General features: G+C 70.4%; 23 protein-coding genes. 19 read left to right on the forward strand and 4 right to left on the reverse strand.

Annotated features, from left to right (window positions below):
* Positions 1-16: 16 nt before the first annotated feature.
* Positions 17-1,351: a PP2C family protein-serine/threonine phosphatase gene (locus ACFY0T_RS03610; RefSeq protein WP_388864350.1), complete on the forward strand. Its 1,335-nt coding sequence runs from the start codon at positions 17-19 to the stop codon at positions 1,349-1,351.
* Between the two features lie 68 nt (positions 1,352-1,419).
* Here the strand turns inward: ACFY0T_RS03610 and ACFY0T_RS03615 are convergent, their stop codons facing one another.
* The gene (locus ACFY0T_RS03615; RefSeq protein WP_388864351.1) at positions 1,420-2,085 is read right to left on the reverse strand and encodes a phosphotransferase; all 666 of its coding nucleotides are present in this window, start codon (positions 2,083-2,085) and stop codon (positions 1,420-1,422) included.
* Positions 2,086-2,423: 338 nt separating this feature from the next.
* On the opposite strand from ACFY0T_RS03615, the gene ACFY0T_RS03620 reads away from it, so the two are divergent.
* The 10 genes from ACFY0T_RS03620 to ACFY0T_RS03665 all read left to right on the forward strand — a co-directional run bounded on the left by ACFY0T_RS03620 (position 2,424) and on the right by ACFY0T_RS03665 (position 12,057).
* Positions 2,424-3,662, forward strand: coding sequence for a prenyltransferase/squalene oxidase repeat-containing protein (locus tag ACFY0T_RS03620; protein ID WP_388864352.1), 1,239 nt, complete (start codon positions 2,424-2,426; stop codon positions 3,660-3,662).
* Complete coding sequence (locus tag ACFY0T_RS03625; protein ID WP_388864353.1) at positions 3,659-4,324, forward strand: SCO2322 family protein; 666 nt, start codon at positions 3,659-3,661, stop codon at positions 4,322-4,324. The genes ACFY0T_RS03620 and ACFY0T_RS03625 overlap by 4 nt, the downstream gene beginning before the upstream one ends.
* Positions 4,325-4,340: 16 nt before the next feature.
* Positions 4,341-5,555, forward strand: a complete 1,215-nt coding sequence (locus tag ACFY0T_RS03630) for a CbiQ family ECF transporter T component (protein WP_388864354.1) — start codon at positions 4,341-4,343, stop codon at positions 5,553-5,555.
* Complete coding sequence (locus tag ACFY0T_RS03635; RefSeq protein WP_388864355.1) at positions 5,552-7,267, forward strand: ABC transporter ATP-binding protein; 1,716 nt, start codon at positions 5,552-5,554, stop codon at positions 7,265-7,267. Before ACFY0T_RS03630 ends, ACFY0T_RS03635 begins: the two co-directional genes overlap by 4 nt.
* Positions 7,264-8,109, forward strand: a complete 846-nt coding sequence (locus ACFY0T_RS03640; RefSeq protein ID WP_388864356.1) for an ECF transporter S component — start codon at positions 7,264-7,266, stop codon at positions 8,107-8,109. Before ACFY0T_RS03635 ends, ACFY0T_RS03640 begins: the two co-directional genes overlap by 4 nt.
* Positions 8,110-8,456: 347 nt before the next feature.
* Positions 8,457-8,882 (forward strand): transglycosylase SLT domain-containing protein, encoded by a 426-nt coding sequence (locus ACFY0T_RS03645; RefSeq protein ID WP_388864357.1) that lies wholly within the window; start codon positions 8,457-8,459, stop codon positions 8,880-8,882.
* A 233-nt stretch (positions 8,883-9,115) separates the two neighbouring features.
* Positions 9,116-10,108, forward strand: a complete 993-nt coding sequence (locus ACFY0T_RS03650) for a helix-turn-helix domain-containing protein (protein WP_388864358.1) — start codon at positions 9,116-9,118, stop codon at positions 10,106-10,108.
* A 169-nt stretch (positions 10,109-10,277) separates the two neighbouring features.
* Positions 10,278-10,652 (forward strand): SH3 domain-containing protein, encoded by a 375-nt coding sequence (locus ACFY0T_RS03655; RefSeq protein ID WP_388864359.1) that lies wholly within the window; start codon positions 10,278-10,280, stop codon positions 10,650-10,652.
* Between the two features lie 232 nt (positions 10,653-10,884).
* Positions 10,885-11,307: a hypothetical protein gene (locus ACFY0T_RS03660; protein WP_388864360.1), complete on the forward strand. Its 423-nt coding sequence runs from the start codon at positions 10,885-10,887 to the stop codon at positions 11,305-11,307.
* Between the two features lie 270 nt (positions 11,308-11,577).
* Positions 11,578-12,057 carry a hypothetical protein gene (locus ACFY0T_RS03665; RefSeq protein WP_388864361.1) on the forward strand — a complete coding sequence of 160 codons (480 nt, stop codon included), beginning with the start codon at positions 11,578-11,580 and terminating at the stop codon, positions 12,055-12,057.
* Between the two features lie 199 nt (positions 12,058-12,256).
* On the opposite strand, the gene ACFY0T_RS03670 is transcribed toward ACFY0T_RS03665, so the two are convergent.
* Positions 12,257-12,685: an ATP-binding protein gene (locus ACFY0T_RS03670; RefSeq protein ID WP_388864362.1), complete on the reverse strand. Its 429-nt coding sequence runs from the start codon at positions 12,683-12,685 to the stop codon at positions 12,257-12,259.
* A 92-nt stretch (positions 12,686-12,777) separates the two neighbouring features.
* On the opposite strand from ACFY0T_RS03670, the gene ACFY0T_RS03675 reads away from it, so the two are divergent.
* The 6 genes from ACFY0T_RS03675 to ACFY0T_RS03700 all read left to right on the forward strand — a co-directional run bounded on the left by ACFY0T_RS03675 (position 12,778) and on the right by ACFY0T_RS03700 (position 18,030).
* Positions 12,778-13,626 (forward strand): helix-turn-helix domain-containing protein, encoded by an 849-nt coding sequence (locus ACFY0T_RS03675; RefSeq protein ID WP_388864363.1) that lies wholly within the window; start codon positions 12,778-12,780, stop codon positions 13,624-13,626.
* Positions 13,586-13,864, forward strand: coding sequence for a DUF397 domain-containing protein (locus tag ACFY0T_RS03680; protein WP_388864364.1), 279 nt, complete (start codon positions 13,586-13,588; stop codon positions 13,862-13,864). The genes ACFY0T_RS03675 and ACFY0T_RS03680 overlap by 41 nt, the downstream gene beginning before the upstream one ends.
* Before the next feature lie 405 nt (positions 13,865-14,269).
* Positions 14,270-14,695 (forward strand): transglycosylase SLT domain-containing protein, encoded by a 426-nt coding sequence (locus ACFY0T_RS03685; protein ID WP_388864357.1) that lies wholly within the window; start codon positions 14,270-14,272, stop codon positions 14,693-14,695.
* Positions 14,696-15,270: 575 nt separating this feature from the next.
* Entirely contained in the window at positions 15,271-16,365 is a 1,095-nt protein-coding gene (gene chvE / locus ACFY0T_RS03690; RefSeq protein ID WP_388864730.1) for a multiple monosaccharide ABC transporter substrate-binding protein, read from the forward strand.
* 225 nt (positions 16,366-16,590) lie between these two features.
* Positions 16,591-17,277 (forward strand): YoaK family protein, encoded by a 687-nt coding sequence (locus tag ACFY0T_RS03695; RefSeq protein ID WP_388864365.1) that lies wholly within the window; start codon positions 16,591-16,593, stop codon positions 17,275-17,277.
* A gap of 168 nt (positions 17,278-17,445) precedes the next feature.
* Positions 17,446-18,030: a TerD family protein gene (locus ACFY0T_RS03700; RefSeq protein ID WP_388864366.1), complete on the forward strand. Its 585-nt coding sequence runs from the start codon at positions 17,446-17,448 to the stop codon at positions 18,028-18,030.
* A 159-nt stretch (positions 18,031-18,189) separates the two neighbouring features.
* On the opposite strand, the gene ACFY0T_RS03705 is transcribed toward ACFY0T_RS03700, so the two are convergent.
* The gene (locus ACFY0T_RS03705) at positions 18,190-19,359 is read right to left on the reverse strand and encodes a steroid 3-ketoacyl-CoA thiolase (RefSeq protein ID WP_388864367.1); all 1,170 of its coding nucleotides are present in this window, start codon (positions 19,357-19,359) and stop codon (positions 18,190-18,192) included.
* A 262-nt stretch (positions 19,360-19,621) separates the two neighbouring features.
* Here ACFY0T_RS03705 and ACFY0T_RS03710 point away from each other — a divergent pair, with 262 nt between their 5' ends.
* A complete protein-coding gene (locus ACFY0T_RS03710) occupies positions 19,622-20,857 on the forward strand; it encodes a cytochrome P450 (protein WP_388864368.1) in 1,236 nt (411 codons plus the stop codon).
* Between the two features lie 233 nt (positions 20,858-21,090).
* The gene (locus tag ACFY0T_RS03715) at positions 21,091-22,725 is read left to right on the forward strand and encodes a hypothetical protein (protein WP_388864731.1); all 1,635 of its coding nucleotides are present in this window, start codon (positions 21,091-21,093) and stop codon (positions 22,723-22,725) included.
* Here the strand turns inward: ACFY0T_RS03715 and ACFY0T_RS03720 are convergent.
* Entirely contained in the window at positions 22,679-24,730 is a 2,052-nt protein-coding gene (locus ACFY0T_RS03720) for a bifunctional glycosyltransferase 87/phosphatase PAP2 family protein (protein WP_388864369.1), read from the reverse strand. The two genes, ACFY0T_RS03715 and ACFY0T_RS03720, sit on opposite strands and share 47 nt — an antisense overlap.
* Positions 24,731-24,785 lie beyond the last annotated feature (55 nt).

A 24,785-nucleotide genomic window follows, 5' to 3' on the forward strand; every position in this document is an offset into this window, starting at 1 on the left:
GGACCGGGGGGAATGGATGGCCGCCAGGGGCGGGGGCGGGCACAGTGACGGCGACACGGTCACGGGGGACGGCGACATGGACGCGGGTGACGGCGACACCGCCGTGGGTGACTGCGACAAGGGCGCGGGTGACGGCGACACGGCCTCGGGTGTGGGTAGGCGCGGTGACGGGGACGTGGCCGCAGGGGTCGGCAGGCGCGGTGCGGGCCACCCCGCCACGGGGGTCGGCAGGTACGGCACGGGCGACCCCGCCACAGGTGTGGGCAGGAACAGTGACGGGGACATCGTCTCGGGCGTCGGGCGGCAGGTGCGGTGGCTGGTGCTGGTGCCGCTGGTCGCCTGTCTGGCGATCGCCGTGCCGGATCTGCTTGTCGACCGGGTGCCGCCGCTCATCGTCCTCCTGCTCATCGGCCCGCTGCTGGCCTGCGTCCGGCTCGACGTCCGGCACACCGTGCTGGCCTGCTGCTGGTCCGCGGTGCTGGGTCTCGCGATGGGGCTCGGTGACGGCACCGTGCGGTCCTTGGCGTTCGCCGTCCACTGGAGCGCACTGCTGGTCGGCTGCGCGCTCACCGTGTACGCGGCCCGGCAGCGCGAGCGGCTCGTCGCGACGCTCGCCCAGGCCCGCGAGGTCGCCCGGATCACCCAGGAGGCGATCCTGCGGCCCATCTCCCGCACGCTGGGCGGCACTCAGGTGTGCACCCGCTACCACTGCGTCGCCGGTGAGTCGACCGTCGGCGGCGATCTGTACGACGTCGCGCTGACACCGTACGGACTACGCGTTCTCGTCGGCGACGTCCGCGGGCACGGCCTCGACGCCCTCCGGCTGGCCGCCGAGACGATCACCGGTTTCCGCGAACTCGCCTACACCGCACCCGACTTGACGACCCTCACCGGCGGCCTCGACGCGCGGCTCACCCCGGAGCTGGGCCCCGAGGACTTCGTCACCGCCGTGCTCGCCGAGTTCGCGCCCGGCGAGGTGCGGCTGGTCAACTGCGGCCATCCGGCACCCCTGCGCGCCGGCCACCGCATCGAACTCCTCGAACCCCTCGTCCCCACATCCCCGTTGGGGCTGCGCCCCGACCCGCGCCAGTACCGCGTACGGCTCCAGCCCGGCGACCGGCTGCTCCTCTACACCGACGGCCTGACCGAGGCCCGCGACCCCGAGGGCGCCCCCTTCCCCCTCCTCGGCGAGGCCGCCCTCGCCCTGCGCGAGCCGCTCCCCGAGGCGGCCCTGCACACCTTGTACGCCCGCCTGATCGCCCACACCGGCACGGCCCTCGCCGACGACCTCGCCCTGGTGCTCTGCCAGCCGGTGCAGGCGCCGCTCCACATCCCCGTACCCATGCCGTGAAGTACGGTCGCTGCCCCTGTTGTGCGAGGAGGCCCGAGTGCTCATGCCCGGGATGCAGCGAGCAGGACCTAGGCGAGCAGCAGCGTACGGATCAACTGCTCGGCCTCGCCCAGGACTTCGACCTCGCGCGCACTCATCGTCGGATTGGCCGCCCGCCGCCGTCTCGCCTCGGCGAGCCCGTCCTCCGTCACGCCGGGCGCGCCCTCGCCGAGCAGCGCGGCCAGCGTCTCGCGCGCACCCTCCGCGTACGGCTCGCCGCCGACGGCGACCTGGGCGAGGATCACGGCGGACATGCCCCAGTCCAGGCCGGGCGCGCCCTCCTCGGCGTTGGCCCAGTCGATGACCTTCGGGCCGTCCGGAGTGAGCATCACGTTGTCGGGGTGCAGGTCCAGGTGCAGGACGCGGACGGCGGGGTCGGCGGAGACCCGTGCGGGCACGGCGTGCAGCGCGCGCAGCAGCCCGGCGAGGATGGCGCCGCCCTCCCGGGGGCCGATCCGCCCCGCGCCGAACGCCTCCAGCATGGTCGGCCCGGACAGCCGCTCCATCACCAGGTCGGTTCGGGACGCCGCCCGCACGCCCGGCACCGGATAGCCGTGCCCGCGGACGTGCTCCATCACCGCGGCCTCGGCGGTGGCGTCGCCCCAGCCCTCCCGGTCCCGCCGCAGTACCCACGCCTCGTCGATCTCGTAGACGTCCGCCGAACGCCCCGAGCCGAGCAGTCTCCCCGTTCGCATGGCCCGAACCTAGCCGTGCCCCTGCTAAGCCTCATAGGTGGCCCTCAGGTGCTTCCCTACGGGCCGGTAGAGTGAGCGCGTCGTCATCACACCCGTACGGGGGGAAGCCGGTGCAATTCCGGCGCTGACCCTTCCCCAAGTTCTCGGCTTCGCTCGAACAGGGGAGACCCCAATCGTGAGCCGCCCACCAGGTGGTGAGCCGGATCGCCCCGCGCAGGACGTGACCGGCTCGCGCCATCGGCAGCCCGCCGCTGGCCGGCACCGTCGAGGGATACGGGGCCGGAGCCGCCCGGTGCTTGAGCGTGCCCGGTGCTGCCCGGCTCCCCGCAGGGAGAGTCATGATTGTTCGCCGCAGCGCCGCGGTACTGGCCGCCCCCGTCGTGATCGGTACGGCCCTCGCACCGGCAGCCTTCGCCGCCGACGCGTCCCCCTCTCCCTCCCAGGCGATCCCGTCCGGGCTGTACGGCTCCACCGACCCCACGTACGACGGCGTCTGGCGGCAGTCGCTCGCGCTGCTCGCCCAGCACACCGTGGGCGTCAAGCCCGCCGCCAAGGCCGTCGACTGGCTGACCGGGCAGCAGTGCGCGAGCGGGGCGTTCGCGCCGTACCGCGCCGACGCCACCGCCAAGTGCGACGCCAAGACGATGGTCGACACGAACAGCACGTCTGCCGCCGTGCAGGCCCTCGCCGCGCTCGGCGGGCACGACACCGAGACGGGCAAGGCCGTCGCCTGGCTGAAGTCCGTGCAGAACAAGGACGGTGGCTGGGGGTACGCGGCGGGCGGGGCCAGCGACGCCAACTCGACGTCGGTGGTCATCGGCGCGCTGATGGCCGCGGGCGAGAAGCCCGGTGACGTCTCCAAGGACGGCAAGTCCCCGTACGACGCCCTGCTGAAGCTCTCGATCCCGTGCGCCGAGGACGGCGGGGGCGCCTTCGCCTACCAGCCGGACAAGAAGGGCAAGCTGGCGGCGAACGCGGACGCGACGGCGGCGGGGGTGCTCGGCGGCCTGGGCAAGGGGTTCGTGACGGAGGCCGGCCAGGCGTCGAAGGGCTCGAAGTGCACCGGCGGTGACTCCCTCGGCCCCGAGGACGCGGCGCACAACGGCGCCGCCTACCTGGCCGAGTCGCTGAAGGACACCCCCTACCTGAAGTCCGCTCTCGCCGGTGCGAAGGACCAGCCCGACTACGGCAACACCGCGGACGCGGTCGTGGCGCTGTCCGCCACGGGAGCGACGTCGGCGGCGAAGGAGCCGCTCGCCTGGCTGGAGAAGAACTCCGGCGCCTGGGCGGCGAAGGCCGGTCCGGCCGCGTACGCCCAGCTGATCTTCGCCGCGCACGCCACGGGGACGGATCCGCGTGACTTCGGCGGCGCGGACCTCGTCAAGCAGCTGGGCGCCACGGGACCGGCGACGGACGCGTCCGACTACTCGGCCGCCCCGAGCGAGAAGAAGAAGGACGAGAAGAAGAAGGACGACGACAAGGGGCTCGGCGTCTGGTGGATCGTCGGCGTCGGTCTCGTCGCCGGTATCGGCATCGGCTTCCTGCTCAGCGGCCGCAACAAGAAGCAGCAGCTGTGAGCCGCCGTCGGACGACCGCGCCGGCCCTGGCGCTGGCCCTGCTGCTCCTCGTACTCGGCGTACTCGGCGTACTCGGCGGCGCGGGGCAGGCCCAGGCCGTCGGCTACCGGTACTGGTCCTTCTGGGACCTGACCGGCGGGAAGTGGACGTACGCGACACAGGGTCCGTCGACCGCGCGGCCGTCCGACGGCGATGTCCAGGGCTTCCGCTTCGCGGTCAGCGAGGACTCGCAGGACGCCTCGAGGCCGCGCGGGACGGCGGACTTCGCGTCCATATGCGCGAAGACGCCCGCCCAACAGGGCAAGAAGCGGGTCGCTCTCGTCCTCGACTTCGGCACCACGGCGGACGCGCCGTCCGGCGAGACGCCGCCCCGGCCGCGTACGGCCTGCGCCCGCGTCCCCTCGGACGCGACGACCGCCGACGCCCTCGCCTCCGTCGCGAAGCCCCTCCGCTACGACACCAACGCCCTCCTGTGCGCCATCGCGGGCTACCCGCGGACGGGCTGCGGCGACCAGGTCTCGGCCGCGAAGCCGGCGGCCTCGGCCCGCCCGCACGCGAAGGCCGACCAGCACGGCCCGTCGGTCGGCCTGCTCGCAGGCGTCGCCGCGATCGCCCTCCTGGGCACAGCAGCCATCTGGCAGACACGCCGCCGCCGGGCCTGAGGCGGGGGTGGAAACGATGACGCCGGACCACAAGGAACCCGCTGCTGCTGTGGGCAGTCGTCCCGCAGGGCGGGACCGGTGGGCACAGCCTGCAGCTTCGGGTGCCGTTGCAACCAAGGTCCGGCGACAGCGTCGTAACCTCACGCCGGAGGCGAACCGGAGCAACGCCGTGCACGCCGGCGCCTGGTGGATCTGGGCCCTGGGCCTCGGCACCGCCGCCTCCCGCACCACGAACCCCCTCCTCCTGGCCCTCCTGATCGCCGTAGCGGGCTACGTAGTGGCCGCCCGCCGCACGGAGGCCCCCTGGGCCCGCTCCTACTCCGCCTTCGTCAAGCTCGCCGCAGCCGTCCTCGCCATCCGCCTCGCCTTCGCCGTGTTCCTGGGCTCCCCCATCCCCGGCACCCACCTCATCGTCACGCTCCCCGAACTCCCCCTCCCCCACTGGGCCCAGGGCGTCCACATCGGCGGCCGTGTCACCGCCGAGGGCCTTGTCTTCTCGCTGTACGACGGTCTGAAACTGGCCACGCTCCTCGTCTGCGTAGGCGCCGCGAACGCCCTCGCCAACCCGGCCCGCCTGCTGAAGTCGCTGCCGGGAGCGCTGTACGAGGCGGGCGTGGCGGTCGTCGTCGCGCTGACCTTCGCCCCGAACCTGATCGCCGACGTACAGAGACTGCGCGCCGCGCGGAGGCTGCGCGGCCGCCCCGACCGGGGCCCGCGCGGCCTGCTGCACGTCGGACTCCCGGTCCTGGAGGGCGCGTTGGAGCGTTCGGTCGCCCTCGCGGCGGCGATGGACGCGCGCGGCTACGGCCGCACCGCCCAGGTCCCGCCCGCCGTCCGCCGCACCACCGCCGTCCTGACGCTGGGCGGTCTGCTCGGCGTCTGCGCGGGCACGTACGGCCTGCTGACCGCCGAGGGCGGCAGCTACGGACTGCCGGTGCTGCTGGCCGGGCTGGCCGCGGCGCTCGGTGGCCTGTGGCTGGGCGGCCGGCGCTCGCTGCGGACGCGGTACCGGCCGGACGTGTGGGGCGCCCGGGCGTGGCTGGTCGCGGGATCGGGTGTCACCGTCGCCGCCCTGCTGATCGTCTCCGCCACGTACGACCCGGCGGCGCTGCGCCCCGGCGTCGTCCCCCTCGTGGCCCCCGCCCTCCCGCTCTGGCCGGCCGCGGCGATCCTGCTCGGCCTGCTCCCCGCCTTCGTCGCCCCCGCCCCGCACACCAAGGAGCCCTCATGATCCGCTTCGAGGATGTCTCCGTGACGTACGACGGGGCGGCCGAACCCACCGTCCGGGGCGTGGACTTCGAGGTGCCCGAGGGCGAACTGGTGCTACTCGTGGGGCCTTCCGGGGTCGGCAAGTCGACGATCCTCGGCGCGGTCAGCGGTCTCGTCCCGCACTTCACCGGCGGAACGCTCCGCGGCCGGGTCACGGTCGCCGGACGCGACACCCGCACCCACAAGCCGCGCGAACTCGCCGACGTGGTGGGCACGGTGGGCCAGGACCCGCTGTCCCACTTCGTGACGGACACGGTGGAGGACGAACTCGCGTACGGCATGGAGTCGTTGGGCCTCGCGCCGGACGTGATGCGCCGCCGGGTGGAGGAGACCCTGGACCTGCTGGGCCTGGCGGACCTGCGCGACCGTCCGATCGCGACCCTCTCCGGCGGCCAGCAGCAGCGCGTGGCCATCGGCTCGGTCCTCACCCCACACCCCAAGGTCCTGGTCCTCGACGAGCCCACGTCCGCCCTGGACCCCGCCGCCGCGGAGGAGGTCCTCGCCGTCCTCCAACGCCTCGTCCACGACCTCGGCACCACGGTCCTCCTGGCCGAGCACCGCCTGGAACGCGTCATCCAGTACGCCGACCAGGTCGCGCTCCTCCCCTCCCCGGGCGCCGCCCCACTCCTCGGCCCCCCGTCCGAGGTCATGGCCGTCTCCCCGGTGTACCCACCCGTCGTGGACCTGGGCCGCCTGGCCCACTGGTCCCCCCTCCCCCTCACCGTGCGAGACGCCCGCCGAAGGGCAGGCTCCCTGCGGGACCGGCTCGCGGCACACGCGGCGACCCCCGCTCCACCTCCCGCCCCCGGCGTCGAGCCGCCCCGCCCCGCCCTGACCCCGGCGGGGCCGGTGCCGGGCAGGGCGTCGACGAGAGGCCCGCGCTTCCTGCGCAGGCGCACCCCCGCAACCACCCCGCCACCCCCGCAAACAGTGACGGTCGAATCCCTCGCCGTCCGCCGCGGCCGAGTCGAAGCGCTCCGGAGCGTCGATCTCACGGCCGCCCCTGGCGAGACCATCGCGCTGATGGGCCGGAACGGCGCCGGGAAGTCCACGCTGCTCGGGGCCCTGGTCGGGCTGGTGGAGCCCGCCGCCGGATCCGTCCGGGTCGGCGGGGCGGTGCCGCACCGGACGGCGCCGCGCGAGCTCGTACGGCGCGTCGGCCTCGTACCGCAGGAACCACGGGATCTGCTGTACGCCGACACGGTGGCCGCCGAGTGCACGGCCGCCGACCATGACGCGGGCGCCGAGCCGGGCAGCTGCCGGGCGCTGGTGTCCGAGCTGCTGCCGGGGATCGCCGACGACACGCACCCCCGGGACCTGTCGGAGGGCCAGCGCCTTGCGCTCGCGCTGGCCGTCGTGCTGACGGCCCGCCCTCCGCTGTTGCTCCTCGACGAGCCGACCCGCGGCCTCGACTACGCGGCGAAGGCCCGGCTGGTCACCGTGTTGCGCGGCCTGGCCGCCGAGGGCCACGCCATCGTCCTGGCCACCCACGACGTGGAACTCGCCGCCGACCTCGCCCACCGCGTCGTGATCCTCGCCGACGGCGAGATCGTCGCCGACGGCCCCACCGCCGAGGTGGTCGTCGCGTCCCCCTCCTTCGCCCCCCAGGTCACAAAGGTGCTGGCCCCACAGCCATGGCTGACCGTGGCCCAGGTCAGGAACGCCCTCTCATGACGTCGCCCGAAGCCCGGACCCAGGCCCACGCCCAAGTCCAAGCCATCCGCCTCGGCCCCCGCTCCACGGCCGCCCTCGCCCTCGTCAGCGCCACCGGCGTCGCAGGGTTCGCCTGGCCGCTCTTCGCGGGGCCCGGATCACAGGTCAGTGCGCATGCGCAGGACGCTCCGTGGCTGTTCGCGGGGCTTCTCGTGCTGCTCGTCGCGGTCGTCGCGGCGACGATCTCGGAGTCGGGGCTCGGGCCGAAGGCCGTCGCCATGCTCGGTGTGCTGGCCGCGACCGGCGCGGCACTGCGGCCGATCGGCGCCGGGACCGCCGGGATCGAGCCGATGTTCTTCCTGATGGTGCTGAGCGGGCGGGTGCTCGGGCCGGGGTTCGGGTTCGTGCTGGGGTCGGTGACGATGTTCGCGTCGGCGCTGCTCACCGGTGGGGTGGGGCCGTGGATGCCGTTCCAGATGCTCGCCATGGGGTGGTTCACCATGGGCGCCGGGCTGCTGCCGGGCCCCGACCGGCTGCGCGGGCGGGCGGAGCTGGTGATGCTCGCCGCGTACGGCTTCCTCGCCGCGTTCGCGTACGGCACCGTCATGAACCTGGCCGGCTGGCCCTTCATGGACGCGCTGGCCTCCAACGTCGCCTTCGACCCGCACGCCACCGTCCCCGCCAACCTGACCCGCTTCCTCGCCTACTGCCTGGCCACCTCCCTCGGCTGGGACCTGGGCCGGGCGCTCGTCACCGTCGTCCTGACCCTCACGCTCGGCGCGACCCTGCTCAAGGCGCTCCGCCGGGCCACGCGGCGGGCCGCCTTCGAGACGGCGGTCACATTCGACCCGCCCACCAGGTGACCGCTGGGTGATTCCCCGTGCGCGGACCGTCAGTGGCCCGGTGAAGCACCCCACATGACGCACGTCACCTACTAAGCAGGACCGTAGCGCGACTTGTCCGATATATCCGTCGGTGCACCCCTCCTGACCTGCGCTTTGAGAGCCAGCTCACACAAGCGACCTTTCTCCTCGATTCGGCCACAACTAGTAAAAGGGGTCATTGCGGACGGGTTCTCGGCCTGTTTCTCTGGACGACGTCGCCAGGCGCCACGAGCCCACCCGGGCCGCGGCGCCGACATATGCCCCACCACGCACCGCGTGACTCCGGCATACGGGCGAGCTCTTGTCCCCGAAGAAAAAGGTTCTCCGTGTCCGTCTCCGTCATCCGCCGCGTCATCGCCTCCCCGAAGAAGGTCCTCACCGGTGCCGCCGTGGCCGCCGCCACCACCGGCATGGTCCTGGCCGCGGCCCCCGCCCAGGCCGCCCCCGCCACCACCACCTCGACCTCCTCCGCCCAGGCGATCGCACACCAGATGATCCCGGACGCCGCGCAGTACAACGCCTTCAGCAAGATCGTCGAGCACGAGAGCGGCTGGAACCCCAGCGCCACCAACGCCTCCTCCGGCGCCTACGGCCTCGTCCAGGCCCTCCCCGCCTCCAAGATGGCCTCCGCCGGCCCCGACTGGAAGACCAACCCCGCCACCCAGATCAAATGGGGCCTGGACTACATGAACTCCCGCTACGGCAGCCCCGTCGCCGCCTGGAGCTTCTGGCAGGCCAACGGCTGGTACTAAGACACCAGCCAGCAAGAACAGCCCCCTCACACGAAGGCGGCGACCCCTGATCCCCGGGGCCGCCGCCTTTGCCATGCCCTATCTACTGGGGCCGAGCGTTTCCCTCAGGACGGAATGAACCCCGGCCACAATTGGTGACGGGGAGCGGATGCGGGTCCGAGTTCGTGTTCAATCCCCTTGTGATGCCGCGCTCCGGGCCACGACAGGGGCGGCGTGGCAGGCGGAGGAAAGCGATGCTTGAGACGGTGTTCCGGACCGAGGACGTGCCCGCGGCGGACCGGTTCGACGCCTGGCGTGAACATGTCATCAAGACCCATGTGCCCGTGGAGCTCTCGAGCGAGTATGCGTCCGACTTCCGCGTGACCGATCGCGTGCTGAACCTCGGGAGCGTGGCGGTCAGGTCAGTGCATGCCCCATCGGTGACCCTGCGGCGGACACCGAAGCTCGTCCGGCAGTCCGATCCCGAGGCGTATCAAGTATCGCTCCTGCGCCAGGGCAGCATCGATGTCGTCCAGCAGGGCCGGGCCGATCGGCGGAGCACGCACTACCCGTACGATCTCGTGCTGCTGGACACCTCGCGGCCCAACGAGATCCGCGTGACGACAGAAGAGGGTGACGAGAGCCTGACCGGGTTCGGGGTCCTCGTCCCCAAAGCGCTGCTGTCAGTGCCGACCGACAGCGTCGACAGGCTCCTCGCACGGCGCATGCCCGGCGGCGAGGGAATCGTCGCCCTGCTCTTTGGGTTCATCGCCCAGCTGACCGCGGACACCACTCCCTACGGACCGGCCGACGGCCCCAGGCTGGGGACCGTCGTGGTGGATCTGCTGTCGGCGGTCCTCGCCAAGGTGCTGGAGATGGAGGACAACCTCACTCCAGAAGCCCGTCGGCGGACGCTGACACTGCGCATCGAGGCTTTCATCCACCAGAACCTGCGCGACCCTCGGCTCACGCCGGAAGTGGTGGCGGCCGCCCACCACATATCCGTCAGCCATCTGCACCGCCTCTTCCAGGAACGGGGCACCTCGGTGGCCGCGTCGATCCGCCGCCGACGCCTTCAGCACTCTTGCGCCGACCTGGCCGCCCCCGCGATGGCCACCGTGCCCGTCCACGCCATAGCCTCCCGATGGGGTTTCACGGACACCGCCCACTTCAGCCGGACATTCCGCCGCGAATACGCAATGACGCCGCTGGAGTACCGCAGAAAGGAATGCCCCGCCATCGTGTAGACGCAATGGCGAGATACGTGTGCACGCGCTGGCGATGACGCGCCCCCAGACAGTCCCGCACCCTGGCGAAGCCACACTTCCGCGAAGGACGGGGCGGGCATGCTGCCTCGGTATCCCTGTCCCGCGGACAACGAGCTGTTGCTCCGGAGGAACAACGGGAGGATTTTCTGTGAAGCGCATCAAGCGTGTGCTCGGGGTCGTCACCCTCACGGCCTCACTGGCGGTCGGGGGCGGCATGGCCCTGGCCCCTGGCGCGACCGCCGCCACCGCCGCGGTCGGCAGCAGCGCATGCAACGGCCATTACGGCAACGGCGACAGCCGGGCTCTGAAGGTCACCGCCAGCGGCGTCAACCTGCGCACCGGGCCCGCGACCAGCTACGGCTCCAAGGGCCTGCTGAACAAGGGCGACACGGCTTCCGGCGTGTGCTGGAAGACCAAATCCGGCAGGACCTGGCTCTATGTGAAGCTGTCGAAGAAGACCAAGAGCGGCCTGCCGAAGGGTACCTACGGCTGGGTCTACTCCTCGTACGTCAAGGAATCCTGACGTCGCACGCCCGCACGCCCGCACGCGGAGGCGGTGGTGCGGTGGAGAAGGCGGGGCAGAGGAACGGGCTCGCCCTCGTCATCGCCGATCAGGCGGGGATGACCTCCCACTCGCTGATCCGAGCTCAGAAGCCGTCCGCTTTCCTGGAGACGGACCAGGAGTCCAAATCAATGCATTCGGCTACGAAGAGGAGCCACTCGAAGTGAGAATTCAGGTTAAGAGACTTGGTGCCGTGCTCGCCGCGTCGATGGCTGCCGTCGGCATCATCACTACAGTGTCCGCCCCTGCTCAAGCGGCCGGAACGGAGAGGTATCACGCGTATGCCTATGATCCCGCCTACCCGGTGGGTGCGGTCATGACCGGGGACGCGCAATTCGCCAGCATTAACGACCACTTCTGGCTCACGGACGATACTTTTGACGGCCACGGTGTCGTGCTGCACATCAACCTCAGCGACGATGCGGGTGAGACCTACCACCGTTGGAAGAACCTTTACAACGGCGACGAACGAACCGAAGGCGTTCTCAGGTACAAGGTATGGGATTTCGACGCCGAGTTCAGCGAAGGGCGTTACTTCGCGTTCCAGGTCTGCCGCCAGGACGGTATCAACCAGGAGTCCTTCCACTGCGGGGACTGGGTGAAGGGAACCGCGTGACCTGAGTTCAGAGCCCGCTCTTGAACCGACGAGCGGGTCACCGTCCGTTGGGTGCGTACGCCCCGGGGTTGTACGTCCTTGACCTCGGTCTCGTTGCCGTCGCTGCGGCCAGCCGAACTGGACGCGAGGGACGGCGCATTGCGGCGGGCGGTCGAGCGACACGGGATGGCCGCCCTCGTGACGACCCGGCTGACGGCCGAAGGACAGCCTGCGCCTGTCAACTTCGCGTTGGCATCTATTCGTTCAGTCAACTACGGGGGTCTCCCACGCATGTCCACACCACCACCGCACTACCAGAATCAACCGCCGTACGGGCAGCCGCAGGCGCCGTACGGATACCCGCAGCAGCCGCAGCCGCCGCGCGGGCCGCAGCAACCGCGGCCAGGGGGCGGGTTGCGGGCGCTGAAGGCCGCCGTCGTCGTCATCGCGGTCATCGGCGGCGTGGGCTATTACGTGTGGAATTACAACACCAGCCCCACCGGCGGCAAGGCCAAGGCGGAGGCTTCGCAGTCCGCGCAGGTCGAAGAGAACAAGACGCACGACCCGGACGTCGGCGACTGCGTCAAGGTCGAGGACCCTGACGGCGAGCCACTGCCGACGGTCGTCGACTGTGACGCCGCCGAGGCCGAGTACAAGACGGGTGACAGGCTGTACGGCCCCGACAAGAAATGCGGGTCGGAGTACGACTACGGCATTGAGTACTCGAACAGCCGAGGCGCCGACTACACGTTGTGCTTCACCAAGGTCTGACCTTCGGCTCGCTTTCCGGTCGCCGTCCGCAGGAGCGGGCGGCGACCGGTTCTGTGCGCGGCACCTGATCAGCTCGATCACCAGAAAGGCGCCCTGACTTCTGTAGCGGATACGATCCAGACACTCGCACCCTCGCAGGTCAGCGGCACCTTTCTGCTATCGAGGCATCAGACTGCGCAATTCCGCTGAATACCCGGGGTTAACCGTCACAGCCGCCCCGGCACTCGAACCACACCGTCTTGCCGCGCTCGGGCCCAGGATCCACACCCCACTTGTCGACCACCGCTTCCAGCAGGGCGAGCCCTCGGCCGCCCTCCGCCTCCGGCGACAACTCGTCGGGCACGCACGGCAGTTGACGGCAGCCGTCCGCGACCTCCACGCGCACACCCGACGCCTGCCGCAGCACCAGCACCGCACACCGCCGGTCCGGGACATGCCGTACGACGTTGGCGACCAGCTCGGTCACGCCCAGTTCTACGGCGTCGGTCAGCTCCGCCACGTCCCATTCTTCCAGCAGCGAGCGGACGATCCGCCGGATGTGCCGCGCCGAGTGCGCGCCGACCGTGAGCCGCATGCCGTACTGGGCGGGGCGGGGGCCCAGGAGCGTGGGGGGAAAGTATTCGTTCACACTACGAGGCTGACCTCCCGCGACTACCCTCGGCTACGGAACGGATACAACTGGTCCCGTAGTGGGCCGAGTTGGGCGAGAGGGGACTCCGCGTGACCCACATCAACGTCCTCGACCCGGGCGCTTCACCACTCGACTACTACGGCTTCGAGCTACGGCGCTACCGCGAAGGCGCCGGGCTGACACAGAAACAGCTCGGCGACATCGTCAACTACACCGGCTCCCTGGTCGGCCAGATCGAAACCGCCCGCAAGCTGCCGACACCGGAGTTCAGCGAACGCGCGGACGCGGCGCTCGGCACAGGCGGCTTACTCTCCCGGCTCGTCGAGCTCGTGATGCGTAGTCAACTTCCGGCCTGGTTCCAACAGGTGGCGGAGTTGGAGGCACGGGCCATCGAGATCTGCACCTTCCACACTCACATGGTGCATGGCTTGCTCCAGACCAAGGCGTACGCGCGTGCCGTACTCGGGGTAATGAACCAGGCCGGCCTCGACGACCGCACCGCCGTACGACTGGCCCGCCAGCGCATCTTCGAGAAGGCCGAACCCCCGGTCTTCTGGGCGATCCTGGGGGAAGCCGCGCTGTACCAGGAGATCGGCGACCCGGAGACCATGCGAGGGCAACTGGCCCACCTGTTGTCGTTCAAGGACAATCCTCGGATCAACATCCAGGTGCTGCCATACGCCGCCGGAGCACATGCGGGCCTGACTGGCCCGTTCGACCTCTTCCGCTTCGCGGGCGACCCGACCATCGTCTACACCGAGGGCTACGGAAGCGGGCATCCAACTGCCAACCCGGACACGGTCAAGAACTGCTCACTCCGTTACGATCATCTTCAGGCCGCCGCTCTCTCCCTCAAGGACTCGGCGGATTTGATCCGGCGCGTAATGGAGGAACGCTATGGGGAACACCGCGATTCCGTCGGGGATCCAGTGGCGTAAGTCCAGCTACAGCAGCGATCAAGGCGGCGAGTGCATCGAATGCGCGGCGCTCGGCCCCCTGGCCTGGCGTAAGTCCAGCTACAGCAGCGACCAGGGCGGCTCCTGCGTAGAGATCGCCGAAGCCCCCAACGCCACCATCGCCATCCGCGACTCGAAGAACCCGGCGGGACCGATCCTCACCCTGGACCCCGCCGCGTTCACCACCTTCGTCGACTGGACGACTACAACCGCTGCCTGAGCGACCCCGGTCACACTCGGGCCCCGGCGACGTGCGACCCCGGTCACATTCGACGCACCCGCTGCGTGATCCCGCGCGCACGGATCGTTGCGGGACCGGTGAAGCACCCCACATGACGCACGTTACCTACGAGGCGGGATCGTAGCCCAGCTTGTCCGATATGTCCGTGGACATATCCCCTCTGACCTGCACTTTGAGAGCCAGCTCACACCAGGGACTTTCCTCACCGATTCGGCCACAACTAGTAAAAGGGGTCATTGCGGACGGGTTCTCGGCCTGTTTCTCTGGACGACGTCGCCAGGCGCCACGAGCCCACCCGGGCCGCGGCGCCGACATATGCCCCACCACGCACCGCGTGACTCCGGCATACGGGCGAGCTCTTGTCCCCGAAGAAAAAGGTTCTCCGTGTCCGTCTCCGTCATCCGCCGCGTCATCGCCTCCCCGAAGAAGGTCCTCACCGGTGCCGCCGTGGCCGCCGCCACCACCGGCATGGTCCTGGCCGCGGCCCCCGCCCAGGCCGCCCCCGCCACCACCACCTCGACCTCCTCCGCCCAGGCGATCGCACACCAGATGATCCCGGACGCCGCGCAGTACAACGCCTTCAGCAAGATCGTCGAGCACGAGAGCGGCTGGAACCCCAGCGCCACCAACGCCTCCTCCGGCGCCTACGGCCTCGTCCAGGCCCTCCCCGCCTCCAAGATGGCCTCCGCCGGCCCCGACTGGAAGACCAACCCCGCCACCCAGATCAAATGGGGCCTGGACTACATGAACTCCCGCTACGGCAGCCCCGTCGCCGCCTGGAGCTTCTGGCAGGCCAACGGCTGGTACTAAGACACCAGCCTGTAAGAACAGCCCCCCTCACACGAAGGCGGCGGCCCCTGATCCCCAGGGCCGCCGCCTTTGCCGTACCCACTGCCGGAGTCCGAAAACGATCTTCAACAACCGTTCCTGTTCGCCCCGTTGACACCGTGCACACCCCCTCTTAGGGTCACGCCAGCATTCCGACCATGTGTCGATATTTCGAACGGTTGAAAGGCAAGTGCCCTGCGCATCACCGGAATCAGCACACACCTGGCCGCAACGCCGTGGCGCAGCCTGACGTACGCACAGGTGCCCACCGGCAAAGGGATCACGAGAGCGGCTACGTGCGGATCTACGAGGTCGCCGAGCTGATCCGCCGCGGCGCACCGCTCCGCCTGAAGTTCGGTCTGTCCAGGGCGCCCGAGATCTCCCCGTACGGCACCCATCTGCGGGACCTGGCCCTGGACACCGTCCGGGAGCGGGTACGGCGCGTCCGACTCGCTCTCGACCCGCTCGCCGGCTGCCCGGCCCACCGCACCGCCTCCCCACCGACGGCTGATACGCCGTCATCCTCTCAACGACGAGAAGAACGAGGAACGAACACCATGCGCAACCGAAGAGCCGTCCTCGCCGCCATCGCCGGAGCCGCCTCCCTCGCCCTCACCTTGTCCGCATGCGGCCAGAACAGCGAGGGAAGCTCCCAGAGCAGCTCCAAGGGCGGCACCATCGGCATCGCCATGCCGACCCAGGCCTCCGAGCGCTGGATCACCGACGGCAAAAGCGTCGTCGAGGACCTGAAGGCCAAGGGGTACAAGACCAAGCTGGTCTACGGCGAGGACGACCCGAAAACCCAGGTCTCACAGATCGAGAACCTGATCAAGCAGGGCGTCGATGCACTGATCATCGCGGCCATCGACAACAAGTCGCTGAACGACGTGCTCCAACAGGCCGCCGACGCGGACATCCCGGTGATCTCCTACGACCGGCTCATCCTCGGCACCAAGAACGTCGACTATTACGTTTCCTTCGACAACGAGATGGTCGGCCGGCTCCAGGCCCGCTACATCATCGACAAGCTCGGCCTGGAGGACGGCAAGGACGGCCCGTTCAACATCGAGCTGTTCGCCGGCTCCCCCGACGACAACAACACCAAATACTTCTTCAACGGTGCGATGGCGCTCCTGCAGCCATACCTGGACAGCAAGCAGTTGGTCGTCCAGTCCGGCCAGACCGCGCTCAACCAGGTCACCACCCTGCGCTGGGACGGGCCCACCGCGCAGAAGCGCATGACCGGCATCCTCACCAAGTCGTACCAGAGCCAGAAGGTCGACGCGGTCCTGTCGCCGTACGACGGCATCTCCATCGGCATCCTGTCTGCGCTGAAGTCGGACGGCTACGGCTCCGGCAGCAAGCCCCTCCCGGTCATCACCGGTCAGGACGCCGAACTGGCCTCGGTGAAGTCGATCATCGCGGGTGAGCAGTCGCAGACCGTCTACAAGGACCTCCGCCACCTCGCCGAGGTCGCCTCGAACATGGCCGACGACCTGCTCAAGGGCAGGTCGCCGAAGGTAAACGACACCATGGCCTACAACAACGGCGCCAAGGCCGTGCCCGCCTACTTGCTGCAGCCGACGAGCGTCGACAAGACCAACTACAAGGATGTTCTGGACGACTACTACACCGCCGCCGAGCTCAAGTAGCCGCACGCGAACCCAGTCGACCCGCCCGGCATCCCTCACACGAAGGCAGCGGCCCCGTGGCGCCGCGCGACACCGGCCGCGGCGTGCCCGTGGCCGCTGTGGCGACCGGGGCTGCCGCGAGCCCCGCCAGGAGGGCGGACGCACGGTTCGCGTCGACATCCGAGAGTCCCCCACGTCCGTGGTGGACTTGGGGCCACCGTGCCCGTCCTGCTGACCGGAGGCTCCATGACCACGCAGACGGAGAAGACACGCGACCCGGAGGCGCGCGGAGTGCGGCTGGTGGCGGTGCTGTTGGGGATGACCGTGGTCAGCGGGCTCATCGACGCGGTGAGTTATCTGGGCCTCGGGCATGTCTTCACGGCGAACATGACCGGCAACGTGGTGGTCCTGGGCTTCGCCGCGGCGGGCGCACCGGGCTTCTCGACCCGGCATTCGCTGGTGTCACTGGTGTCGTTCCTGGCAGGCGCGGCGGCAGGCGGACGCGTCGGGAAGCGGATGGGCGGGAGTTCGCGCCGCACCTGGGTACGCGCCACGCTCGGCGCGGAGGCGGCGCTGGTCGGCGCGTCGTCGCTGGTCGCCTTCGCCGCGCCCGGCGCGACCGGCACCCTCTACACCCTGATCGCCCTCACCGCCTTCGCGATGGGCCTGCGCAACGCGACCGTCCGCAAGCTGGGCGTCCCCGACCTGACGACCACCGTCCTGACGATGACTCTGACGGGCCTGGCCGCCGAATCCCGCCCGGGTGGCGGCGCGGGCAGACGCTCCCCACGCCGTACGGCGTCGGTGTTCGCGATGCTGGCGGGGGCGTTGCTCGGCGCGTGGCTGGTGCTGCATCACGGGCTGGGCATCCCGTTGCTCATTGCCGCGGCGGCGGCGGGGGTGCTGGCGGTGACGGCGTCCGGGAAGGAGTAGCAGCACAGCCCCGGGCCGCCGGCGAAGGCCGCCGCGGGCAGGTGCAAGTACGCGCGCGGGCAGGTGCAAGTACGCGGCGCCGAACAGCTATTCCCATACCCGGTATACCGGGCACAGGACGCTCAGGCACACTTCATTCGTTGCTGTCCACCACCAAGAGGATCACGCATGATCACGCTCACGAAGGAAGACGGTCCGGCAGATCTGGACGGGGTGACCCATCTGTCCATCGGGGTGTCCTGGGACCCCACCGCCGGGAGCAGTGGCGGGCTGATGGGGAAGATCCGCCGGAACGTCGGCACCGACCTCGACCTGATCGCCATCGCGATGCAGGATTCGGACCCGGTACGGCTGGCGGGCCTCGACTCCCTGGACCCGATGGGCAATGGCTCACTGACGCACAGCGGTGACAACCAGACCGGACGCGGGGAGGGGGACGACGAGACGGTGACCGTCGAGTTCGGCCGGATACCGCCGAACATCACGTCGATCGTGTTCGTCGCCGCCGCGTACAAGAAGGGCAGCGCCTTCCAGAAGGCGCGGAACATCAGCTTCAAGGTCTACGACGCGACCGGGGGCAGCACCCAGCAGGTCGCCGACATCTGGCCGAGCCTGCTCACCAACGACAACGGCTGCGCCGTGGCCAAGGCGATCCGGGTCGGCGGGAGTTGGAAGCTCCAGGTCATCAACGAGACGGGGAAGATCAAGCAGGGGGACGAGCGGGACCTGATGCGCTTCGCGGTGCGCAAGTAGCACACGCCGGGGCTGGGGCTGACGGTCACGTCAGCCCCGCACCCCTTCGGCCCGGCACGCGAGTCGAGGGCAGCCGTCCGCGACCTGCACCCGGACAACCCGGCGGGGCCATCCTCAGCCTCGACCCCGCCGCGTGCACCACCTTCGCCGGCTGGACGACTACAACCGCTGAATGATCGTGCCGGTGGCCAGCGCCCCGCCCGCGCACATCGTGATCAGCGCGAACTCCTTGTCCCTGCGCTCAAGTTCGTGCAGGGCGGTCGTGATGAGCCGGGCTCCCGTCGCCCCCACGGGGTGGCCGAGCGCGATCGCGCCCCCGTTCACGTTCACCTTCTCCAGGTCCTGCTCGAAGACCTGGGCCCAGCTCAACACCACGGACGCGAAGGCCTCGTTGATCTCGACGATGTCGATGTCCTTCAGGGACATCCCGGCCTTGCCCAGCACGGCCCGGGTCGCGTCGATCGGCCCGTCGAGGTGGAAGTGCGGGTCGGCACCGACCAGCGCCTGCGCCACGATCCGCGCGCGCGGTCGCAGCTTCAGCGCCCGCGCCATCCGCTTGGACGCCCACATGATGGCCGCCGCACCGTCGGAGATCTGCGACGAGTTGCCCGCCGTGTGCACCGCCGTCGGCATGACCGGCTTCAGCTTCGCCAGCGCCTCCATGGACGTGTCGCGCAGGCCCTCGTCCCGGTCCACGAGCCGCCACATGCCCTGCCCGGCGCGTTGTTCGTCCTCGGTGGTCGGCACCTGTACGGCGAAGGTCTCGCGCTTGAAGCGCTCCTCGGACCAGGCGATGGCGGCGCGTTCCTGTGAGATGAGCCCGAGCGAGTCGACGTTCTCGCGCGTCAGCCCGCGATTCCGGGCGATCCGCTCGGCCGCCTCGAACTGGTTGGGCAGGTCCACGTTCCACTCGTCGGGGAACGGCTTCCCGGGCCCGTGCTTGGACCCGGATCCCAGTGGCACTCGCGACATCGCCTCGACGCCGCACGAGATCCCGACATCGATCACGCCGGCCGCGACCATGTTGGCCACCATGTGCGACGCCTGCTGCGAGGAGCCGCACTGGCAGTCCACCGTCGTGGCCGCCGTCTCGTAAGGCAGCCCCATGGTCAGCCACGCCGTCCGCGCGGGGTTCATGGACTGTTCGCCGGCGTGGGTCACCGTGCCGCCGACGATCTGCTCGACGCAGTCGGCGTGGATGCCGGTGCGGCCGAGGAGTTCACGGTAGGTCTCGCCCAGGAGATAGGCGGGGTGGAGGTTGGCGAGCGCGCCGCCGCGCTTGCCGATGGGGGTGCGTACGGCTTCGACGATCACGGGTTCCGCGGCCATGGGGGATGGGTCCTCTCCTCGGGTCACCCGCGCGGCGCGGGCGTCCCGGCCCACCCGCCACGCAGAACTAGTACGCGTTCTAGTTCTGTTTGCAGTCTGCTGACAGCATGTCCACCACCGCAAGGGTCTTGCAGGCTCCGAAGTTGCGATCTGCACGAATTCCGCACGCAATTCGGGGCGCCGTACCCCTTGCCACTTGTAGAACCCGTTACTACCTTCACGGCATTCCTGATGGACCGTCAGAACACGGCTGGAGTCACCCATGCCCTGTCCAGCGCTGCCCGACGGGTTCGATTTCACCGACCCCGATCTGCTCCATCACCGCGTGCCCCTCCCGGAGTTCGCCGAGCTGCGCCGGGCCGAACCGGTCCGCTGGATCCCCCAGGCGGACAACGTCGCCGGCTTCCAGGACGAGGGCTACTGGGCGGTCACCCGGCACGCGGACGTCAAGTACGTCTCCACGCACCCGGAGATCTTCTCCTCCTACCTCAACACGGCGATCATCCGCTTCAACGAGCACATCGAGCGCGACGCGATCGACGCCCAGCGGCTGATCCTGCTCAACATGGACCCGCCCGAGCACACCCGGGTCCGCCAGATCGTGCAGCGCGGCTTCACGCCGCGCGCCATCCGCGCGCTGGAGGAGCGGCTGCGCGACCGCGCCCACGCGATCGTGGAGAGCGCGCGCGCCCACTCCGGCCCCTTCGACTTCGTCACCGAGGTCGCCTGCGAACTGCCCCTGCAGGCGATAGCCGAGCTGATCGGCATCCCGCAGGAGGACCGCACCAAGATCTTCGAGTGGTCCAACAAGATGATCGCGTACGACGACCCGGAGTACGCCATCACGGAGGAGGTCGGCGCCGAGTCGGCCACCGAGCTCATCGCGTACGCCATGAACATGGCCGCCGACCGCAAGCAGTGCCCGGCCAAGGACATCGTCAGCACGCTGGTCGCGGCCGAGGACGAGGGCAACCTCGGCTCCGACGAGTTCGGCTTCTTCGTGCTGATGCTGTCCGTCGCCGGCAACGAGACCACCCGCAACGCCATCACCCACGGCATGCACGCCTTCCTCACCCACCCCGCGCAGTGGGAGCTGTACAAGCGGGAGCGCCCCGCGACCGCCGCCGAGGAGATCGTGCGCTGGGCCACCCCCGTCGTCTCCTTCCAGCGCACGGCCACCCAGGACACCGAACTCGGCGGCAAACAGATCAAGAAGGGCGACCGGGTCGGCATCTTCTACTCCTCCGCCAACCACGACCCCGACGTCTTCGAGAACCCGGACACCTTCGACATCACCCGCGACCCCAACCCCCACCTCGGCTTCGGCGGCGGCGGTCCGCACTACTGCCTCGGCAAGTCCCTGGCCGTCCTGGAGATCGACCTCATCTTCAACGCGATCGCCGACGCCATGCCGAACCTCACCCTGACCGGCGACCCGCGCCGACTGCGCTCCGCCTGGATCAACGGCGTCAAGGAACTCCAGGTCAGCGCCGGCTGAGTCACCCTGCGACTCTGCGCGAGTCGAGTCACTCGAACTCGGGCCGGCGGCCTCCCGGTACCGTCGGCCCGTCTCGCGGGAGGCAGGGGCATCCCCCCTACGCTCCGCCCCTGCCTCCCCCGAGGCGCTCATGCTTCCTCGGTCCCCGATGAACGCTTCCGGTCCGTTTCGCGTCTTCACTCGTGGCACAGCACACCCACACCTTCGAAGACTTCGAACGGAAAAGCCGAGCCGTGGTCTCTGCCGAACTGACCGATCTGACCCCCGTCCGGCAAGACCGCGAGGCAGCGCCCCGGAACCATCCCGTCCGGACGTTCCCGCGCCGCCACCGCCTCCCGCTCCTGGCGACCGTGCCGATGCTCCCGCTGTACGCGGTGTGGTGGGCGTTCCTCGCCACTGGAGGCGGTGATCTCGCGGCCCAGGAGGCCTGGGCCGAGTTCGTGTCCCGGCACGGCGGATCGGCGTACAACCTGTTCTGGTACGGCGGGATGCACACCGCCAACTACAGCCTGATATCGCCGTATCTGATGGCCGCGCTCGGCGTGCGCACGGTGACGGTGGTCTCCGGGCTCGCCGCCTCCTGGCTGGCCGCCGTGCTGATCGAACGCACCGGGATACGACGGCCGGTGGGCCCGGCGCTCCTCGGCTCCCTCGCGCTGTGGTGCAACGTCGCCTCGGGGCGCACGACCTTCGCGCTCGGCGTCGCCCTGGGCCTCGCCGCCTGTGTGCCGCTGGCCCGCGAGCGGCGCGTGCTGCTGGCGGTGGCGTACGCGACGCTCGCGACGATGGCGAGCCCGGTGGCCGGGCTGTTCCTCGCGGTGGTGGGGGCCGCGTATCTCGTCGTACGGGACCGGGTGCGGGGCTTCGCGCTGCTGGTGCCGCCGTGTGTCGTGGTCGGCGCGACGACGCTGCTGTTCCCGTTCGCCGGGGAGCAGTTGATGCCGCCCGCCCGGGTCTGGCCGCCCGTGCTGCTCGGGCTGACCGTCGCCGCGCTGGCCCCGCGGGGCTGGCGGGTGGCGCGGTGGAGCGGTGTCGTCTACGCCGCCGGGACCGTCCTGACGTATCTGATCCCCTCGCCGGTCGGCACGAACGTCGAGCGGTTCGCGGAGCTGTTCGCGCCGGCCGTGCTGCTGGCGGTGCTGCTGGGAGCGCCCCGCCTCAGAAGGCTGCGGCGCAACGCGCTGATCGCGGCCCTCGTGTTCTCGGTCGGCTGGGTCGGCAAGAAGACCGTCGACGATCTGGAGGTCTCGACCGCCGTACCGGCCTGGGCCGCCCACACCCATGGCGTCGTCACGGAGCTGAAGCGGCTCGGCGCCGACCGCGGCCGGGTCGAGGTGGTCCCGGCCCGCAACCACCGCGAGGCCACCACGCTCGCCCCGCATGTGAACCTGGCGCGCGGCTGGAACCGCCAACTGGACATGGAGCGCGGCCGGCTCTTCTACGACGGTTCGTTCTCGGCGGCGACCTACCGGGCCTGGCTCAACCGCTGGGCGGTCGGCTATGTCGTCCTGCCGTCGGGCAAGCCCGACGGATTCGCGGAGGACGAGGCGCGCCTGGTGAAGAACCGGCCCGCGTGGCTGGAGCCGGTGTGGAACGACGCGCACTGGCGGGTGTTCCGGGTGCGCGGCGCGGTGCCGCTGGTGTCGGCGCCCGCCTCCGTCGTGCGGACCACGAGCGCCGAGGTCGACGTGCGGATACCGAGGCCCGGCTCGGTGACCCTGCGGGTCGCGTACTCGCCGTGGCTGCGCGCCGAGGGCGGCTGCCTGGAGAAGGACGGCGAGTTCACGCGGCTGACGGTGACCGAGCCGGGCGAGTACCGGATCAGCTCGGAGTACGGCCCGTCGCCGGGACCAGCTCCTTCGTGCTGACCTCCACTGGCTTCATCAGCGCCCCGGGCCGCGGGCCCTGGAGGAGGTAGGTCAGACCGAAGCCCGCGCCGACGACGGCCGCGCCGCCCACCGCGTCCAGTACCCAGTGGTTTCCGGTCGCCACGATCGCGGAGACCGTGAAGAACGGGTGCAGCAGGCCCAGCGCCTTCATCCACCACTTGGGCGCCAGGACCGCGATGACGAGCCCGCACCACAGGGACCAGCCGAAGTGCAGCGAGGGCATCGCCGCGTACTGGTTCGTCAGCGCGGTCAGCGTGCCGTAGTCCGGCTTGGAGAAGTCCTGCAAGCCGTGCACCGTGTCGATGACGCCGAGGCCCGGCATCAGACGCGGCGGGGCGAGCGGGTAGAGCCAGAAACCGACGAGCGCGAGCAGGGTGGCGAAGCCGAGCGCCGAGCGCGCCCAGCGGTAGTCGGCGGGGCGGCGGGCGTAGAGCACGCCGAGGACGGTGAGCGGGACGACGAAGTGGAACGACTCGTAGTAGAAGTCGAAGAAGTCCCGCAGGAAGCCGACCTTCACCACCGCGTGGTTGGCCCAGTGCTCGATGTCGAGGTGCAGGAACCGCTCGATGGCGAGGATCTGGTCGCCGTGGTGCTCGGCGGTGGCCCGCCCGCCCGCGTTGGTGCCGCCGGTCGCCGCGAGTCTGACCTGCTGGTAGGCGGAGTAGCCGACGCGGATCAGGAGCAGTTCGAGCAGCAGGTTCGGTCGGGTGAGGACGCGGCCGAGGAAGGGCAGCAGCGGCACCCGCTTGAAACGGGTGGGGACGGGCTCCGCGTAGTCGGTGGGGATCGGCTTGCGGTAGTACTCCGAGGTGCGCGACAGGAACGGCACGACGGTGGCGGCGGCGAGCGCGGCCAGCAGCACCACGTTGTCGCGCAGCGGGTAGAGCGCCGCCATGTTCGGCAGCATCATCTTCGCGGGCAGCGTCATGACGAGGATGACGGCGACCGGCCACATGTAGCGGTCCGAGGTCTTCCTGCCGACCCGGCCGACCACCGCGAGCAGCACCCACAGCAGCTGGTGCTGCCAGGTCGTGGGCGAGACGGCGACGGCGACACAGCCGGTGATCGCGACGGCGAGCAGCAGCTGCCCGTCCTGCGCGTACCGCACCGCGCGGCGCAGGCCGAGGACGGCGACGGCCGCCCCGAGGACCAGGAACAGGCCGATCTCCAGCGGCCCTTCGAGGCCGAGCCGCAGCAGCGCGCCGTGCAGCGACTGGTTGGCGAGGTCGTCCGCGTCCTTGCCGAGGCCGACGCCCGCCAGGTGGTGCACCCAGTACGTGTACGAGTCGTGCGGCATCGCCGACCAGGCGAGCGCGGTCAGGCCGGCGAAGGTGATCCCGGTGGACGCGGCGGCGCTGCGGCGGCCGGTGAACCAGAGCAGCGGCGCGAAGAGCAGCACGGTCGGCTGGAGCGCCGCCGCGAGCCCGATCAGGACGCCGCTCGCGCGCTCCCCGCGTACGGCGAAGCAGCCGAGCAGGACGAGCAGGACCGGGATGATGCTGGTCTGGCCGAGGTAGAGGGTGTTGCGCACCGGCAGCGACAGCATCAGCAGGCTGATCGCGACGGGCGCGGCCAGCAGCGACGTACGCCGGCTCACGGGCTGCGGCAGGGCGCGCGCCGCGACCAGGCCGAGTGCGACGACCAGCAGCAGGGTGCCGAAGGTCCAGCCCCACCCGAGGGCCTGTTCGGCGGCACGGGTGAGGGGCTTGAGGACGAGTCCGCCGAACGGCGTGCCGGTGAACCGCGTCGAGTCGTACAGCGAGCCCTTCACATGGAGCACGCCGTTCGTGCCGACCCAGGTCTCCAGGTCCGTCAGCCGCTCCCCCTTGGGCGTGCTGAGGACGACGGTGACCTGCCGTACCGCCAGGACGGCGGCGATCACCCACAGCCCGATACGGGCGGCGCGCAGCCGTTCCCTCGCTGTCTCGGCAGCCCCCGCCCCGAAGGCATTACCCGCTCGTCCGCCGTGCTCCACGTTCGCCACGCCTCGTCGGCCCTCCCGCCCCATCCGTCCCGTGTGTCCCGCAGGTCTCATCCTG

It is taken from the genome of Streptomyces sp. NPDC001530 (assembly GCF_042894545.1).
Lineage (GTDB): Bacteria > Actinomycetota > Actinomycetes > Streptomycetales > Streptomycetaceae > Streptomyces.

Coding starts and splice junctions, on each gene's coding strand:
- ACFY0T_RS03610 (WP_388864350.1), top strand. CDS start 17: ATGGCCGCCAGGGGCGGGGGCGGGCACAGTGACGGCGACACGGTCACG.
- ACFY0T_RS03615 (WP_388864351.1), bottom strand. CDS start 2,085: ATGCGAACGGGGAGACTGCTCGGCTCGGGGCGTTCGGCGGACGTCTAC.
- ACFY0T_RS03620 (WP_388864352.1), top strand. CDS start 2,424: ATGATTGTTCGCCGCAGCGCCGCGGTACTGGCCGCCCCCGTCGTGATC.
- ACFY0T_RS03630 (WP_388864354.1), top strand. CDS start 4,341: ATGACGCCGGACCACAAGGAACCCGCTGCTGCTGTGGGCAGTCGTCCC.
- ACFY0T_RS03635 (WP_388864355.1), top strand. CDS start 5,552: ATGATCCGCTTCGAGGATGTCTCCGTGACGTACGACGGGGCGGCCGAA.
- ACFY0T_RS03640 (WP_388864356.1), top strand. CDS start 7,264: ATGACGTCGCCCGAAGCCCGGACCCAGGCCCACGCCCAAGTCCAAGCC.
- ACFY0T_RS03650 (WP_388864358.1), top strand. CDS start 9,116: ATGCTTGAGACGGTGTTCCGGACCGAGGACGTGCCCGCGGCGGACCGG.
- ACFY0T_RS03665 (WP_388864361.1), top strand. CDS start 11,578: ATGTCCACACCACCACCGCACTACCAGAATCAACCGCCGTACGGGCAG.
- ACFY0T_RS03680 (WP_388864364.1), top strand. CDS start 13,586: ATGGGGAACACCGCGATTCCGTCGGGGATCCAGTGGCGTAAGTCCAGC.
- chvE (WP_388864730.1), top strand. CDS start 15,271: ATGCGCAACCGAAGAGCCGTCCTCGCCGCCATCGCCGGAGCCGCCTCC.
- ACFY0T_RS03695 (WP_388864365.1), top strand. CDS start 16,591: ATGACCACGCAGACGGAGAAGACACGCGACCCGGAGGCGCGCGGAGTG.
- ACFY0T_RS03700 (WP_388864366.1), top strand. CDS start 17,446: ATGATCACGCTCACGAAGGAAGACGGTCCGGCAGATCTGGACGGGGTG.
- ACFY0T_RS03705 (WP_388864367.1), bottom strand. CDS start 19,359: ATGGCCGCGGAACCCGTGATCGTCGAAGCCGTACGCACCCCCATCGGC.
- ACFY0T_RS03710 (WP_388864368.1), top strand. CDS start 19,622: ATGCCCTGTCCAGCGCTGCCCGACGGGTTCGATTTCACCGACCCCGAT.